This window comes from Legionella wadsworthii DSM 21896 = ATCC 33877 (assembly GCF_000701265.1).
Classification (GTDB): Bacteria; Pseudomonadota; Gammaproteobacteria; order Legionellales; family Legionellaceae; genus Legionella; species Legionella wadsworthii.
This window is the reverse complement of record NZ_KL370759.1, coordinates 1,038,801-1,054,158: the sequence shown is the minus strand read 5'-3', so window position 1 is coordinate 1,054,158 and position 15,358 is coordinate 1,038,801. Positions and strand designations below refer to the sequence as shown.

Below are 15,358 nucleotides of genomic sequence, written 5' to 3'. Positions count from 1 at the left end.
TCTAGATCCGATATTTCATTTTTTTTTGAGCCGCTTCGATACCAGGCGTGGGTTAGGTCAACGATCCCCATTAAGTGTTTTTGCAGAGATTATTTTTTAGATCAAATAATTTTATCCGCTGAATTCTCGGTCTACTATGAGGAGTGAGGAGATTCTGTAAGCATTTGGCCAATTGCTTTTCTATTACCCTCACCTTCGCCCCTGATTTTTACAAATTTGCTACAGTACCTTTTTTGTCTCTACAAATTGGTATTCTTATTGATTCTACTGGCTTAAGCGCGCCCGGAAGGCTGATAATCTGCAGGGCTTAGATTGTAGAAATAAATTTAATTAATCCAAGACTCAGGGTAAGGATAGATTCGTCGCTCACTTTGTTCGCTCCTCAACGCTTTGCGGCGCGCTGAAGCGCGTTCAAAATTCTTCACACGCTTTTTGCTCTTCGCTTTGCATTTGGTCGAACCTCTTTCGATTCGAACACTTCCGGGCCAATGACATTAAATGTCATGGCAACTATTTCGGAGTGATTCTTATTTTGATTATTACCTTGGAAATGGCGCGCCCGGAAGGATTCGAACCTCCGACCCCCTGGTTCGTAGCCAGATACTCTATCCAACTGAGCTACGGGCGCGTTGATTGGCGGAGAGAGAGGGATTCGAACCCTCGATGGGATTTCTCCCATACTCCCTTAGCAGGGGAGCGCCTTCGACCACTCGGCCATCTCTCCAATCAATGGAAGCGCAGTATATCAGGTATTTTAATGACGTCAATATGCGATATTAATTCTTGAAGATTCTAAATATAATAAAATATCAAACTGCTTTTTAATATTGCAAAAGATGTTCACCTATAAAAAATTGTGTTAATACATTGAGAAAGGAACTCAATATATAAATTCTGCTTATGTGGCATATAGATATCTTACAATACCTGGCGAGAAAGATTTGTAATTCAAACCAAAATAAAGCTGCCCAGTTTATTGCTCGCTTCATTCATTTAGCAGAACAGGAAATGGAATTTGAAGTGTTGGCAATTCTCGGTTTTGTCAAGGATTTATATTTATATTCTAAAAAAAATCAAAATAGAGATGTTCCCTTATCTGAATTTGCTAGAAGATGCATCGGTTTATTTATTCTACATGCGAAATATTCTGATGATTATCAGATTTATGTGAGTGATTTTATCTCTTTATTAAAAGATAAAATAATATTTTCAGCATTAGGCATACAAAAAGAAGTTATTGAATTGAATGAATATTTGTATGCAAATGGCCAACTGAAAAAAATAAGCCCCTCTCTTTTCTCTATCAATTTTAAAAAATTAACCTCTGCAACGCCCAATAAAGTTCTTTTGAGAATCTTGTTGCGGATAGAGCGGGAAGTATTTTTTAGTCTCCAGCATAAGGTGTCCCTAACTGCTAATGATTTAAATCAGATACTTCTTCCTTTAATTTACGAAATAAAAGAACCATATCTAGTGATAACTCAATTAATAGATTTACTTAAACAATTTAAGCATAGAGAAGCTCCACTGAACCAATTCATTTTAGAATTGGAAAAAATTGAGGATAAACTGATAACACCCACAATGAGTGAAATATGTTTACAACTTGAAGAGTATGTATCTACCGCAAATCAAAATTCAAATGCCTATGCCAATTTTTTCTATAATCCGGAAAATTATTGTATTAATGAAGTCCTAAAGATTATTGAGGGGATTCAAAAAAAAACAATAAGAGATGTAGATTCTATATTGAAGAAGTTATTTGAAATTAATATCTCAAATCCAAATGATCCATTAATTGATAAAATTCAAACTTTGGATGCCCAGTATAAGAATATTGTTTTTGAAGTGTAAATAACATTCTTAATCTTTTAATTGCAGAAAATATCAACTGAACCAAACCAACTCTTATTTTATTTTTGTGAAATTATTTTCATTTTAACGACTTATAAAAATTCCAAATTTTCATGAATACTGCTACTCTTTATCAATCATAAGTCAAGGCTGATTTCAGTAATTGTAATGTGCGTTAAAACAGGAAAATCTGTTCATTATTTAATTTTTTCAAGAGAACAGAAAAGCTGATTTTCCAGGAGCTATAAACGCTTAAATTTCTTTAACAAAAAATTCATTGCAATGAAATGACCCAAATTTCAAATAAGGAGAATCGATGAAACAGAAATCGAATTTACATGGTCGAGATGTGTATGTAGTTGATGGAAATCGAACACCATTTCTCAAGGCCAAAGGAATAGGTCCTTTTTCTGGATCGGATTTGGCGGTAGCTGCCGGAATCCCCTTACTTAATCGGCAGCCATTTGCTCCTACAGAACTTAATGAGGTCATTATTGGTTGTGCGATGCCCAGTCCAGATGAGGCAAATATTGCGCGGGTCACGTCTTTGCGTCTTGGATGTGGTGATAAAGTCCCTGCGTTCACAGTGATGAGAAATTGCGCTTCTGGAATGCAGGCATTAGACAACGCCGCCATTCAAATTGCCAGCGGGCGTAGTGATTTGGTTCTTGCTGGCGGTACTGATGCCATGAGCCATGCTCCCTTATTATTTAATCAAAAAATGACATCCTGGCTAGCCAGTTGGTATGCCTCTAAAAGTATTGGACAAAAATTGGGTTTATTAACTCAATTTAGACCAGCTTACCTTGCGCCTGTTATTGCATTACTCCGTGGGCTCACTGATCCAATTGTAGGAATGAACATGGGGCAAACAGCAGAAAAAGTCGCGTATCGTTTTAATATAACACGCGAGCAAATGGATGAATTTGCGGTCCAAAGCCATTTAAGATTAGCAAAAGCTTATGAAGAGCACAGGATGAATGAAGTCACTCCAATTATTGATAGTAAAGGCCGAATTTATTCTCAAGATGATGGCATACGAGCGGATTCAACAGTTGAAAAACTTGCCAAATTAAAACCTTTTTTTGATAAAAAATATGGGATGGTCACTGCAGGTAATAGTTCACAAATAACTGATGGAGCCTGTTTGTTATTATTAGCCAGTGCAGAAGCTGTAAAAAAATATGGCCTGAAAGTTATGGGCCGAATTGTTGACTCCCAATGGTCAGCTCTTGATCCGTCACAAATGGGTTTAGGCCCCGTACATGCTGCAACGCCCATCTTACAAAGACATAAATTAAAACCTGAAGACATGGATTGTTGGGAGATTAACGAAGCATTTGCTGCTCAGGTTTTGGGTTGTATTGCTGCTTGGAATGATGAAGATTATTGTCGTACACAGTTAGGATTGGATTCAGCCTGGGGAGGCCCGTCTCTGGAAAAATTAAATCGAGATGGGGGTGCCATTGCAGCAGGACATCCTATAGGCGCAAGCGGTGCGCGTATTGTATTACACATTTTAGAATCATTAGAGCAAAGAAATGAGTCGCGAGGTATGGCTTCTATCTGTATTGGTGGAGGACAAGGCGGAGCTATGTATCTTGAACGAGTGACTGAGGTGAAAGGACATGAATAATTACAAACATTGGGAATTAAAACTCGATACTGACAATATTTTATGGTTAGGACTGGATAGAAAAGATACCTCCGTAAATAGCATCAATGAAGAAATTTTGGATGAGCTGAATAGCCTTTTGCATGAAATATCTCAAGATAAAAATGCGATTGGCTTGATCATTTATTCAGCTAAAGAAAAAGGATTTATCGCGGGTGCAGATGTCAATGCTTTTTCAAAATTTGCAACGCCAGCTCAAGCAGTGGACTTTTTAAGAAAAGGCCAAGCAGTATTTGCCCGATTAGAGGCGCTTACAATACCAAGTGTTGCCATGATTGATGGGTTTTGTATGGGCGGTGGGTATGAATTAGCTTTAGCCTGTACCTATCGCGTGGCAAGCGATGAAAAAGATACCCGCATCGGTTTGCCTGAGGTGATGTTGGGAATTCATCCAGGATGGGGTGGTTCCGTACGTTTACCTCAACTGATAGGTGGATTTAATGCCTTATCCCAAGTAATTCTAACCGGAAGTGCTTTACCTGCTGTAAAAGCAAAAAGCTTAGGTATGGTCGATGAAGTTGTACCAGTGCGCCAGTTGAAACGGGCAGCGATTTACTTTATTAAGAATAGACCACCAAAGCATAAACCTTCATTCCTACAAGGATTAACTAATCACGCGTGGTTAAGATCCCCAATTGCTTCTTTGATGCGTCGTAATGTGGCAAAACGAGTTCGAGAAGAACATTATCCTGCACCTTATGCGATTATTGATCTATGGGAAAAAGAGGGGGGCAAAGGAGATAGGGCTTATTTAAAAGAAATTGACTCAGTAGAGCATCTAGTATCCACCGGTATTACTGCCAGGAACTTAATCCGTGCCTTTTCATTACGTGAACGCTTGAAGGGCTTTGCGAAAGGTAGTGATTTCAAAGCACACCATGTTCATGTTATCGGCGCTGGTGTCATGGGAGGCGATATTGCCGCTTGGTGTGCTCTTCGTGGTATAAGAGTGACATTACAAGATCAATCCTATAAGCAGATTGCGCCTGCAATAGGTCGCGCTCATGCTTTGTATAAGAAAAAATTACGCAAGCCTCGCCTCATTCAGGCAGCTATGGATAATTTAATTCCTGATCCTGAAGGACATGGTATCGCTCGTGCTGATGTAATTATTGAGGCAGTTTTTGAAAATCTTGTCGTAAAACAAGAAATCATGAAAAAAGTTGAAAGTATCTCTAAGAAGGATGCCATTATTGCTACAAATACTTCCAGTATTCCACTGGATGAAATGAGTCGTGTGATGATGAATCCCAACCGCTTGGTTGGAATTCATTTCTTCAATCCAGTAGCTAAAATGGACTTGGTTGAAGTAGTAAGCAGCACCCAAACTTCGAAGAAAGTGGAACTCAACTCTTGTGCTTTTGTAAATCAAATTGGCAAACTGCCTTTGCCAGTTAAATCCAGCCCTGGTTTCTTGGTCAATCGTGTTTTGATGCCATACCTTATGGAGTGCGTCCAGCTATTGGATGAAGGATACAGTGCAGAAACGATCGATGAGGCAGCTTTATCTTTTGGCATGTTCATGGGTCCTGTAGAACTTGCAGATACAGTCGGGTTAGACGTTGGATTGGCTGTTGCTGAAAATTTAACAGGTCATTTTGGTGGCACTGTACCACAAAAATTACGTGATATGGTTAAAGATGGAAAATTGGGTCGGAAAACAGGGCAGGGATTGTATCAATACAAAAATGGTAAACCGATTAAAAAACAACCCAATACACCGATTCCTCCCCATATTGCGGACCGTTTAATTCTGCGAATGGTGAATGAATCAGCCGCTTGCTTGCGTGAGGGAGTAGTTGCTGATGCTGATCTACTCGATGCGGGAATGATTTTCGGGACAGGATTTGCTCCGTTCCGAGGAGGTCCTATGAACTATGCTAAGGATTTTGGCGTAGATAATTTAGAAACATTATTTAACACGCTTGAATCCAAATATGGTGAACGATTTAAAGTAGATGAAAGTTTGTAATTGATTTTCTTATTTTTATAAAAGCTAGCCTGGAGTATGCAATATACTTCATTGTTTTCTCCAGGTTATACATTATGGATTTATTGAAAACATCATCAATGAAACAAAAAATATCTCTTTCGATTTTTGTGCTTATCTTTTATGCATCGATTACTGGCGCAACAACTTTCGTTTTGCCAAATACAGGAAATGTCATTGGAGAAGTACAATATGTTACAGCAGAAGCTAATGAATCGATTGATGAAATCGGAAAACGATTTGATGTGGGATATTATGAAATAACCAGGGCAAATCCACACGTAAATCCCAGACAATCTTTAGTTGCTAATTCGCGTTTGTTAATTCCTTCCCAATATATCTTACCTGATGTACCTAGAAAAGGTATTGTCATTAACTTGGCAGAATATCGTTTATATTTTTTTCCTGAAAATGAAAATGTTGTCATTACTTTCCCTGTGGGAATAGGTCGAAAAGGGTGGAGCACACCTCTAGGGGTGACTAAAATAGTCTCTAAAGAAGCAAACCCTAAATGGAGACCCACAGAAAAATTACGATCTGAAGCAGAAAGAAACGGAGACTTTCTTCCCGATGAGTTTCCTTCGGGTCCTTATAATCCTCTTGGACAGCATGCCTTGCGCTTGGGATGGCCAACATTTCTCATCCATGGTACAAATAATTTGGAAGGGATTGGCACACGGGTTAGTGCAGGATGTATCCGTATGTTTCCGGAGGATATTGAGTATTTATTTCGCACAGTACCAACGGGAACGCCAGTTAGAGTGATAAATGACCCTATTAAAATTGGGAGAATGAATGATACTTGGGTTATGCAAATACTTCCCCCTTTGAGTAAAAAGATGAACTTAAAATTGACACTGGAAAAAAAATTAAACGCATATCATTCCTTCCCCAACTTAAAAAATAATAGAAAAATTCTAAATGAACTTACAGCCCCTTCTGGTTTATTAACAACGATTTAGCTTATTTTTAAAGATTGCTCCTTAATTTTTCTTCCTGTTTGAATCATATTCAAAAGACCGTAGTTCAAACTCAAATATTCCGATAAAAAATATTTATCATGCCCAATAAGCTATACTTTAGTACTGAATGATTCAAAAATAGATAATAAGGAGGTTATCATGACAGATTTTACTCGAAGAGAAACTCATAGCATTCAAAAGGGCTCTATGCCTCACACAGAAAATCAAAGAATGCTAACTGCATATTTTCCCGATAAAGCTTCGGCTGAGGCAGCCTATCAATCTTATTTAGACAAAGGTTATAGCCCTGAAGATATCAATGTCATCATGTCTGAAGAATCAAAGAGAAAATATTTTGATTCTGATTTAGTGAAAAATGAAAAAACAAAAGCCCCCGAAGGTTTAGGTATTGGTGGCGCAATAGGAGCAGGATTAGGCGCTATCTTAGGCGGGATTGCTGCAGTAGGAACAAGTCTAGCCATTCCCGGATTAGGAATAGTAATTGCAGGCCCAATCGCTGCTGCTTTAGCTGGTGCTGGTGCAGGCAGCATCTCTGGTGGAATAGTGGGGGCTTTAGTGGGTTGGGGAATTCCCGAAGATCGTGCTAAAGAATATGAACAAGGATTGCAATCCGGCGGTATCGTGATGGCAATTAAGCAAAGACCCAATCAGGATTATTCTGATTTAGAGTCAGATTGGAATTCTCCGGTACATTAATAAAAAAATGGGCGGATTAATTCCGCCCATTTTTTTGTAACGTTTCATTGGAATATGTCGCTATTTAGATATTATTTCTTTTTATGTTTCTTTAGTTCATCTGATATCAATTCAGCATTGTCACTGGGTTTAATATGTTTTCCTTTTTGAAGTAGAAGTACCTTGGTAAATTCTGCTCCTGTAAATAGAATCTGTGCCGAGTAATAGATCCATACAAGAATAAGTATTAATGCACCTGCTGCGCCATATCCCTTCGATAAATTGGAATAGGAAAGATAAATTCCCAAGATAAGCTTACCTAGGGTAAACAAAAGCGCTGTAAAAAAAGCGCCCAGCCAAACATCTCTCCACTGAAGTTCAATGTCTGGAATATATTTGAGAATCAACGCAAAAAGAAGTGTCACACCTAATAGAGAAATAAATAGATTCAATGCATAACTTAAAATGGCGAGCTGAGGTAGGAATTGAAGTAAATAGTTACTTATAAATGATAATACTAGGGAGAGAATTAAAGAGATTAAAAGAAGAAACCCTACTCCGAGTACTAAAGTAAAAGATAAAAAACGGCTTTTAATTAGACCCATTAAGCCACTATTGGCTTTTGGGGCAACACCCCATATTTGATTTAATCCGGTTTGCAGTGCACCAAAAAAACCAGAGGCGCCAAATAATAGGATGATAGTGGAAATAATGTTAGAAATTATATGAGTAGATGGTTTGACATTGGAAATCATTATCTTAATTTGATCTGCAGGGTCTTTTCCAAAGGTGTTACCAATTTGTTCCAATAGGTTGTCTTGTACAACATTTTTATCCAAAAAAAGGCCAGCAATGGCAATCGAAATGACCAATAAAGGTCCTATGGAAAATATCGTATAATAAGATAAACCTGCCGATAAAGTAGCTACTTTATCTTGGCTCCAACTTCCCAATAATTTTTTTATAAATGATTTTATATTCATTCTCATCGAACCGTTTATATGGTTTCAAAGTCTAAAATATGATGTTTTGACAAAAAATTCTATTATTAAAATGCATCATTTATTCTTGGTTCACTTAATTCAAAAAAGGAAAACCGCTATGGGTTTGAAACACGTTTAATATTATCAGAATAAAAAAGTACTCATTTAACCAATTGATTTTTTTCTTGTTTGTTTTACGACTTTCGAATTTTTGTATTTTTAGTCCAGATGGTTAATAAAAAATAGCTTATGGATAAAACAATAAAACCCCCAATGATATCAATGACATAATGCCAGCCCAACAAAACACATGATGCAATGAGCAATATATTATTGAGCAGCAGCAACATACAAATAATCGGCCATTCTCTAACAAGATTCACACATAAAACTGCCCAGATTGTATGGAAAGAAGGAAGTGCAATTAAACCTCCCTCGTTGGTAGTAGGTATCATATGATGATGAATTTGATTAAACTTTAACCCGGTGTCCATTTGCTCGCTTAAGAAGTATGGACTATGAATGATACTTGCAGGAGCAATGGTAGGAAAAAAGTAGTAGAATCCAAAACCAATCAAGACAGTACATAATAAATAAAAATAAAACTCCCGAATTAAATGAAATTTACCGAAAAGAATAACGATTAAAGGCAAAATACTCATTTGATAGGTAAGGCTGTCATAAATGAAACTAAGAATATATTTAAAATGAGGGTGATTGTGAGTCCAGGCTAGTATCGAAACCATATTGATCTTCATTTTTTCTTCTAATAGTACTAGATAGGGATCAATAATAGGAAAAGGGGTTAACTGCACTGCATTGGTAGCAAAGGCAATAATACACATTATTGAAAAGAAATATATTAATTCTCTACCTATTTTTTTAAGCTGATTCTCTTTTGGAAAGTAGAGATGAAGCCCGCTGTTCAAAAGAATTAATACTGAAACAAGGAAAGGGATATTATCAGGAAAATAGTTATTCCCTGGATATTTATAAAAAAAATAATTAATCCCAAAGATAGCAAAGGCTAAGGCCATAACTATGCTTGAAAGGAAGAGAATTGTACCCGTTGATACCTGTCTCATTTTTAGATGAGCTAATCCACAGTATCTAGTAGTTGCTGTTTTAGTTTAATGGCATGAAAGATTTCCTCCCTATGCACATTAACAGACCTAGGAGCGTCGACACCAAATTTTATATTGCCGTGCTCTTGGGTCTTAAAAGCTAGAATTTTAACTGCAGTATCACCAATATGAATCATTAAAGGTTCTTCAAACTGAAGAGAAATTATATCCATTAATAACCTCTGAAACATTTAAATAAGTTGATTATAAATCAATGACATTTTGTTTATGCACGGTAACCCAATTCATAGATATTTGTCACTATAAATCAATACAAAATATCTAAAAAAATTTATTAGTTGTATATTTGAGGTCTTCTAACGGTTATTTTATTAATTTTATTGATTGATAATTGTATGATGCGACTAAAATGGTTATAATTAGCAGCTTTTTTTAAACCTTGCCTTACTGTTTTAAGAAAACAGGAGGCTATTATCCATAAGGAGAAATCATGAGACATTATGAAATTATGTTTCTTGTGCACCCTGACCAAAGCGAACAAGTACCAGCAATGGTAGAGCGCTATGAGGGGATCATAAGTAAGCACAATGGAGTTATCCATCGTAAAGAAGATTTGGGCCGACGTCAATTAGCTTATCCAATCAGTGACGTACACAAAGCTCATTATATTCTTATGAACATCGAGTGTAGCCTCGAAGCTCTGGAAGAAATTAAAAATGCATTCAAATTCAATGATGCAATAATCCGAAATTTAATTACTCGTCAAAAACAAGCAATTACTACTGAGTCTGTTTTGATGAAGAAAGAAAAAGAAACCAGATCTGCTTAAGAGGAGTCCTAAATATGTCAGCTTATTTTCGCAGAAAAAAAATGTGCCGTTTTAGTGCTGAAGGCGGTAATGAAATTGATTATAAAGATATCAATCTGTTAAAAAATTACATTTCTGAAACGGGTAAAATTGTTCCAAGTCGTATTACTGGTACGCAAACTCGTTTTCAAAGGCAATTAGCAAGAGCAATTATGCAGGCTAGATTCCTGGGTTTATTGCCTTATTGCGATAGCCATAAATAAAATAATAAGTCAATGATGCGCGCTAGCAATTTTATTACAAGACAATGTAATGCAATTCTTGAAAGCAAACAGCAAGCTATTATTTATGCTGTTATATTTTCAATATTGCCTTTTGCATCTTGGATTTCTGTTGCATTAGTCAGTTTGATCACATTAAGAAAGGGTGCAAAATCCGGTTTTGATGTTTTATTGCCTGCGCTCGTTATTCATTCTGTTCCATTGATGATGTTGGTACCATTATCCGGAGCACTAATAAATACACTCATTGCCTATCTTCCATGTTATTTCGCAGGATTAAGTTTGCGACATACTGAGCGATGGCAGTCAGTAGCTGGAATGTTTTTTATTCTGGCCTTTTTGGGAAGTTTTTTCATTCAGATATTGGCTCCCGGCTTTATAATGGAGCAATTTAATTTATTTAAGCTTGTTTTGACGCAATACCAGGAATTAGTTGAGCCTAGTCTTAATACCATAAACTCTGATGTTTTGGCACAATTATTTTTTGGAATTCAAATATTAAGCATTATTGTCTCTTCAATAATATCCTTGATGTTTGCACGAGCAATACAAGCAAAATTATTTTTACCGGGTGGTTTTAGGAATGAATTAATGACTTTTCGAAGTGGCAAGCTTTCATTTATAGTCTTAATGGCTGTTTCTTTAGCAGCATTTTATGAGATTCCTTTGGCTATGAATGTGCTTCCCATAGTGCTTTGTTATTTTTTAGCTTCCGGTTTTGGTTTGGTATATTATTTTTCTTCTCGTAAAAAACAAGTTAGGTTATTCATTTTACTAACAGTGTTAATATTGGTGAAACCAACTTTTGTTTTATGTGCCTACATTGTCCTTGGTTCATTAGATAGTTTAGTTAATTTTAGATCGTATTTCCCTTCTAGGGTTGGCGAGTCAATTTAAGGGGTAATTAAGATGGAAGTTATCTTATTAGAAAAAGTGAGAAATTTAGGTAATCTGGGTGATAAAGTGAATGTAAAATCAGGTTATGGCCGTAATTTCCTAATTCCACAAAATAAAGCTGTGTTTGCTACACAAAAAAACATTGAATTATTCGAAGAGCGTCGTGCTGAGCTCGAGAAAAAAGCCCAGCAATCTTTATCTACTGCTGAGCAGAGAGCTGCTAAATTTAATGACACCACATTAGTAATTCCAGCTATGGCAAGTGATGAAGGCAAATTATACGGTTCCGTTGGTGTGAATGAAATCAAAGAAGCTTTAGCTGAAAAAAATATTGATGTAGTCAAACGTGAAATTGTATTGCCAGAAGGTCCTCTTCATTCAATCGGCAATTTCGTTGTTGAAATACATGTTCATAGCGATGTTATTGCAAAATTACAAATCGAAATTGTTCCAGCCAAGTAACCATTATCTCTAGCCTGGGTTTAAGGTTGAACCGCTCAGGCTATCAATCCATTTCTTGACACTATTTCATTTATGATTTTTAGCTCCAGATAATGATTTGGAAAATAAAAATCTGATTCGAGATATTAGTAATTTTAAAAATTACACTAAAAGAATTCTATAAAGGGCAAGTAGAGCAATTACTGTATTCAAAATTGCCCAAATATAAGAAGGAGGTATTCCTTTGTACCCACTGTAATAAGCATAAATGGCTACAAAAGTACTTCCTGAAAAAAAAATCCATTTATCATTATAAGCAAATCCCATCGAAAGCAAAGCAATGCCAAAAATACCCAATATTAAAAAAACGCTATTTTCCCTGCCAAACATTAAATAAAAAGTAAGGAGTTGACAGCACATTAAAATAGGTAGAAAAAATTGAGTATAAGGGCCGCTACCTAACAAAATGGCAGCGTGTCCTGCAATGAGTATCAATTGCAGGGCAATGAAGTAAAGCATTCTAAAATAAATAGCAGTTAAAAGTAATGCGAGCCCGCCAATAAAATAGTAAAGTTGGGAGTGCAGCTTAGGTGGAGTGGTCCCAAAATAAATTAAGAGACCATATAAGATGATAAGTGATCCAATCAACCCTATAAAAATAAATATTTTTATAGTCACGCATCACCATTTTAAGTAAATCCCTTTAGCTACTGACTCTTGTATTATTGTGCCTTGAGGTTTATTAAAGGAAATCCAATAATTACCCATATTACTTAAAGCAAACTTGACTCTTGGGTATTGGCATACCTCTAAAACATTACGGCAGTCTACCTGAGAAGTGTTTTCCTCTATGCGTTTATAACATTTAAAATTTAAATTTTTTACATCCGATGCGAATGCTCCCCAATTCATTGGATCTAAGGTAGCACGTAAAGGAGGGCTCATAAACGCTTCTTCATTATTGGCACGTTCCAATTCGATACGTGTGTTCGAATGATTTTGAATTAAATAATAAGATTGATCTCCAGTCTCATTTAAAATGAGATAATTTTGATTAAAGCCAAACCCTGTGACTTCACAGCCTCTGGGAAATGTACTTGCAGCATGGACAGGGCTGATTAAAAGGGATGATAAAATTATCGTTTTATTCATTTTACGAAATAAAGACATAGCGACCTCAATTATTATACTTGTGGGTATTTTAATCATAAAAAAAACAAAGTCTATCCCACGATAAAAAAATAGAATTATTCCCGTTGTGCAGCAAATTTTTCCTTAATCATAGGAGAGTAAGTTCTATAAAAACTTAAGGAAATATACATTGCAACGTAAGCCATAGACAGTGTAAGGCAAATTATATTTGTAATTGGGTAACTAATAATCAAACAAATGGAGCAAACAGCATATATTGCTGAGCAGAAATGCATGAGTATTTTTAATACTTTGGATTCTGTTAAGTAATCCAGTCTCGAAGGGTATACATATTTTACTGGTATAAAAATTAATATTGAAAGAATGGTAAGTATAATTGCATTGGTACTCGCAGAAGTATCAAAGATAAACATGTAAAAAACAGTAATATTCCAATAACATGGAAACCCTTTAAAAAAATGATCGGGCGTTTTGGCATCCGATTGACAAAATTGATATGCAGATGTAATGGATACTGCGGCAATAAGGAAAACTGAGTATTCAGAGGGAAGCATATCGGGTTTTACGAGCAAGAAAAAACATGGCGTAATCACGTAATTTAAATAATCAACGATATTGTCTAGGAGCGCACCATCTATCTTGGGCAAAATTGTTTTTATATTGACAAGACGGGCAAGGCTTCCATCAACTGCATCGATAACCACAGTGACCAGCATTAACCATAAAGCAAAAATATATTCATGCTGGTAAATCTTTACTAACGAGAATACACCGATACATGCCGCGCTTGCAGTAAAAAGATGCACTGACCACGCCGCTACGTAGTGTAATGGGTGGAATTGCCGTTTGCTTAAGTTCATTAATTATCCTAGTGTTAATAGAAAACCATCTGCTTGCATTCTTTCTTATATATGGATTTCAAAAAATTATTAATTGTCCCAACATTGGTTTAAACTACTGTTGTTTTTTTGAATACTAAAAATATAAAAATAGTATCAATAATCAAAAGTAGTGCGCAAGGAGAGTTAATAACTTTTCATTTAATTACTTCTATTCTGTATGGAGATATCATGATAATTCAAACTGTAAATCCCGCAACAGAACAAATCATTCAAAGTTATCATTGTTTGGATGACCGGGAAATTGATAAAAAGCTTGAAGAATCGCATAAAGCCTATCTGGATTGGAAAAAAACTCCATTTAGCAAAAGAAAAGCCTTGATGTTGAGACTTGCCGAACTCTTAAAATCAAAAACAGAAGAACTGGCACATTTAATGGCAACTGAGATGGGTAAACCCATTACTGCAGGCATCGCAGAGATCAATAAATGTGCCTGGCTATGCGCCCATTATGCGGAACATGCAGAAGAATATCTAGCGCCTAAAATAATTAAAACTGAAATGAAAAAAGCCAAAGTATGTCATCTTCCACTGGGTATTGTGTTTGCGATCATGCCTTGGAATTTTCCTTTTTGGCAAGTTTTTCGCTTTGCTGTCCCCACGCTGATGGCGGGTAATGCTGCGGTATTAAAGCATGCGCCTGCTTCAACCGGTACTGGAAATAAAATAGAGGAATTATTTTTAGAAGCAGGCTTTCCGAAACATGTATTTCAGCATTTAATCGTGGATAACGAAGGGGCAGCCAAAATTATTGAACACGCGTCTGTCATAGCAGTTACATTGACCGGAAGTGGGCGTGCAGGCAGTGCGGTTGCGAGTCATGCAGGGAAATTTTTAAAAAAATCGGTATTGGAGCTTGGTGGAAGTGATCCCTATTTGGTACTAGAAGACGCCGATCTCGACCTCGCCGCGCGTTGTATTGTGAATTCAAGACTTAACAATTCAGGACAGGTCTGTATTGCTGCGAAACGCATCATTGTTTTAAAATCAGTTGAAAAAGAATTGGTACAGAAAATAAAAGAACAAATGGCCACATTTAAAATGGGTGATCCCTTGGATTCACAAATCCAGCTTGGCCCATTAGCCCGCTCTGATTTACGAGAAAATTTGCATTCTCAAGTAGAAAAATCATTGAAACTGGGTGCTAAATTATTGGTAGGTGGTATAATTCCGGAAGGAAAAGGTTTTTATTATCCACCAACAATGCTAACAGATGTAACGCCTGGAATGCCCGCTTTTGATGAAGAGTTATTTGGCCCAGTAATTGCCATTATTACAGCCAATAATGAGGAAGAAGGAATCGCTTATGCAAATCAAAGCCAATATGGCTTAGGGGCAGCAGTATTTACTCGTGATTTGGAAAAAGGTGAGCATATTGCTACCTATGAAATAGAAGCAGGAGCTTGTTTTGTGAACGCATTTGTAGCTTCTGATCCAAGATTACCTTTTGGTGGAATTAGAGAATCTGGTTATGGCCGTGAATTATCAAAAGAAGGTATATTGGAGTTTGTAAACACAAAAACCATAGCTATAAGTAATGATTAAGATAATTCATGTTTTGAGTAACATATAATTTTTATTGCCACTCACTTTAGCCAGTCATGTACTGTCCTGAGGAGAGTGGCTGGTTATTTA

At 36.4% G+C, this 15,358-nt stretch carries 16 protein-coding genes and 2 tRNA genes; 10 read left to right on the top strand and 8 right to left on the bottom strand.

All coding sequences use genetic code 11. From position 1 onward, the window contains the following. Positions 1–551: 551 nt before the first annotated feature. Positions 552–628 (bottom strand) — tRNA-Arg (locus BU07_RS0110880). A gap of 6 nt (positions 629–634) precedes the next feature. Beyond that, positions 635–724, bottom strand: a tRNA-Ser gene (locus BU07_RS0110875). 176 nt (positions 725–900) lie between these two features. Between BU07_RS0110875 and BU07_RS0110870 the strand changes: the two genes are divergently transcribed. The 5 genes from BU07_RS0110870 (at position 901) to BU07_RS0110850 (ending at position 7,198) form a co-directional block, all read left to right on the top strand. Then, complete coding sequence (locus BU07_RS0110870; protein ID WP_031565952.1) at positions 901–1,854, top strand: hypothetical protein; 954 nt, start codon at positions 901–903, stop codon at positions 1,852–1,854. A gap of 316 nt (positions 1,855–2,170) precedes the next feature. After that, complete coding sequence (locus BU07_RS0110865) at positions 2,171–3,490, top strand: acetyl-CoA C-acetyltransferase (RefSeq protein ID WP_031565951.1); 1,320 nt, start codon at positions 2,171–2,173, stop codon at positions 3,488–3,490. Beyond that, entirely contained in the window at positions 3,483–5,501 is a 2,019-nt protein-coding gene (locus tag BU07_RS0110860; RefSeq protein ID WP_031565950.1) for a 3-hydroxyacyl-CoA dehydrogenase NAD-binding domain-containing protein, read from the top strand. Before BU07_RS0110865 ends, BU07_RS0110860 begins: the two co-directional genes overlap by 8 nt. 74 nt (positions 5,502–5,575) lie before the next feature. After that, the gene (locus tag BU07_RS0110855; RefSeq protein WP_031565949.1) at positions 5,576–6,481 is read left to right on the top strand and encodes a L,D-transpeptidase family protein; all 906 of its coding nucleotides are present in this window, start codon (positions 5,576–5,578) and stop codon (positions 6,479–6,481) included. 159 nt (positions 6,482–6,640) lie between these two features. After that, on the top strand, positions 6,641–7,198 hold the full coding sequence (locus BU07_RS0110850; protein ID WP_242601864.1) for a hypothetical protein: 558 nt from the start codon (positions 6,641–6,643) through the stop codon (positions 7,196–7,198). Between the two features lie 71 nt (positions 7,199–7,269). On the opposite strand, the gene BU07_RS0110845 is transcribed toward BU07_RS0110850, so the two are convergent. The 3 genes from BU07_RS0110845 to BU07_RS0110835 form a co-directional block, all read right to left on the bottom strand. Continuing rightward, the gene (locus tag BU07_RS0110845; RefSeq protein ID WP_051635540.1) at positions 7,270–8,160 is read right to left on the bottom strand and encodes a YihY/virulence factor BrkB family protein; all 891 of its coding nucleotides are present in this window, start codon (positions 8,158–8,160) and stop codon (positions 7,270–7,272) included. A gap of 194 nt (positions 8,161–8,354) precedes the next feature. Beyond that, entirely contained in the window at positions 8,355–9,245 is an 891-nt protein-coding gene (locus BU07_RS0110840) for a phosphatase PAP2 family protein (RefSeq protein ID WP_031565945.1), read from the bottom strand. Positions 9,246–9,256: 11 nt separating this feature from the next. After that, positions 9,257–9,457 carry a carbon storage regulator gene (locus BU07_RS0110835; protein WP_031565944.1) on the bottom strand — a complete coding sequence of 67 codons (201 nt, stop codon included), beginning with the start codon at positions 9,455–9,457 and terminating at the stop codon, positions 9,257–9,259. Between the two features lie 278 nt (positions 9,458–9,735). Here BU07_RS0110835 and rpsF point away from each other — a divergent pair, with 278 nt between their 5' ends. The 4 genes from rpsF to rplI are packed head-to-tail and all read left to right on the top strand — an operon-like array spanning position 9,736 to position 11,693. Next, positions 9,736–10,074 (top strand): 30S ribosomal protein S6, encoded by a 339-nt coding sequence (gene rpsF / locus BU07_RS0110830; RefSeq protein WP_031565942.1) that lies wholly within the window; start codon positions 9,736–9,738, stop codon positions 10,072–10,074. A gap of 14 nt (positions 10,075–10,088) precedes the next feature. Next, positions 10,089–10,316 carry a 30S ribosomal protein S18 gene (gene rpsR, locus BU07_RS0110825; protein ID WP_010653600.1) on the top strand — a complete coding sequence of 76 codons (228 nt, stop codon included), beginning with the start codon at positions 10,089–10,091 and terminating at the stop codon, positions 10,314–10,316. A 12-nt stretch (positions 10,317–10,328) separates the two neighbouring features. Beyond that, a complete protein-coding gene (locus tag BU07_RS0110820) occupies positions 10,329–11,231 on the top strand; it encodes a hypothetical protein (RefSeq protein WP_031565938.1) in 903 nt (300 codons plus the stop codon). A 12-nt stretch (positions 11,232–11,243) separates the two neighbouring features. Continuing rightward, positions 11,244–11,693 (top strand): 50S ribosomal protein L9, encoded by a 450-nt coding sequence (gene rplI / locus BU07_RS0110815; protein ID WP_031565936.1) that lies wholly within the window; start codon positions 11,244–11,246, stop codon positions 11,691–11,693. Between the two features lie 141 nt (positions 11,694–11,834). Here the strand turns inward: rplI and BU07_RS0110810 are convergent, their stop codons facing one another. The 3 genes from BU07_RS0110810 to pcsA all read right to left on the bottom strand — a co-directional run bounded on the left by BU07_RS0110810 (position 11,835) and on the right by pcsA (position 13,684). Then, positions 11,835–12,350: a hypothetical protein gene (locus BU07_RS0110810; RefSeq protein WP_031565935.1), complete on the bottom strand. Its 516-nt coding sequence runs from the start codon at positions 12,348–12,350 to the stop codon at positions 11,835–11,837. 3 nt (positions 12,351–12,353) lie between these two features. Then, positions 12,354–12,842, bottom strand: a complete 489-nt coding sequence (locus tag BU07_RS0110805; protein ID WP_031565933.1) for a hypothetical protein — start codon at positions 12,840–12,842, stop codon at positions 12,354–12,356. Positions 12,843–12,919: 77 nt separating this feature from the next. After that, positions 12,920–13,684 carry a phosphatidylcholine synthase gene (pcsA, locus tag BU07_RS0110800; protein ID WP_031565931.1) on the bottom strand — a complete coding sequence of 255 codons (765 nt, stop codon included), beginning with the start codon at positions 13,682–13,684 and terminating at the stop codon, positions 12,920–12,922. Between the two features lie 210 nt (positions 13,685–13,894). Here pcsA and BU07_RS0110795 point away from each other — a divergent pair, with 210 nt between their 5' ends. Beyond that, positions 13,895–15,268 carry an NAD-dependent succinate-semialdehyde dehydrogenase gene (locus tag BU07_RS0110795; protein WP_031565929.1) on the top strand — a complete coding sequence of 458 codons (1,374 nt, stop codon included), beginning with the start codon at positions 13,895–13,897 and terminating at the stop codon, positions 15,266–15,268. Positions 15,269–15,358: the final 90 nt, after the last annotated feature.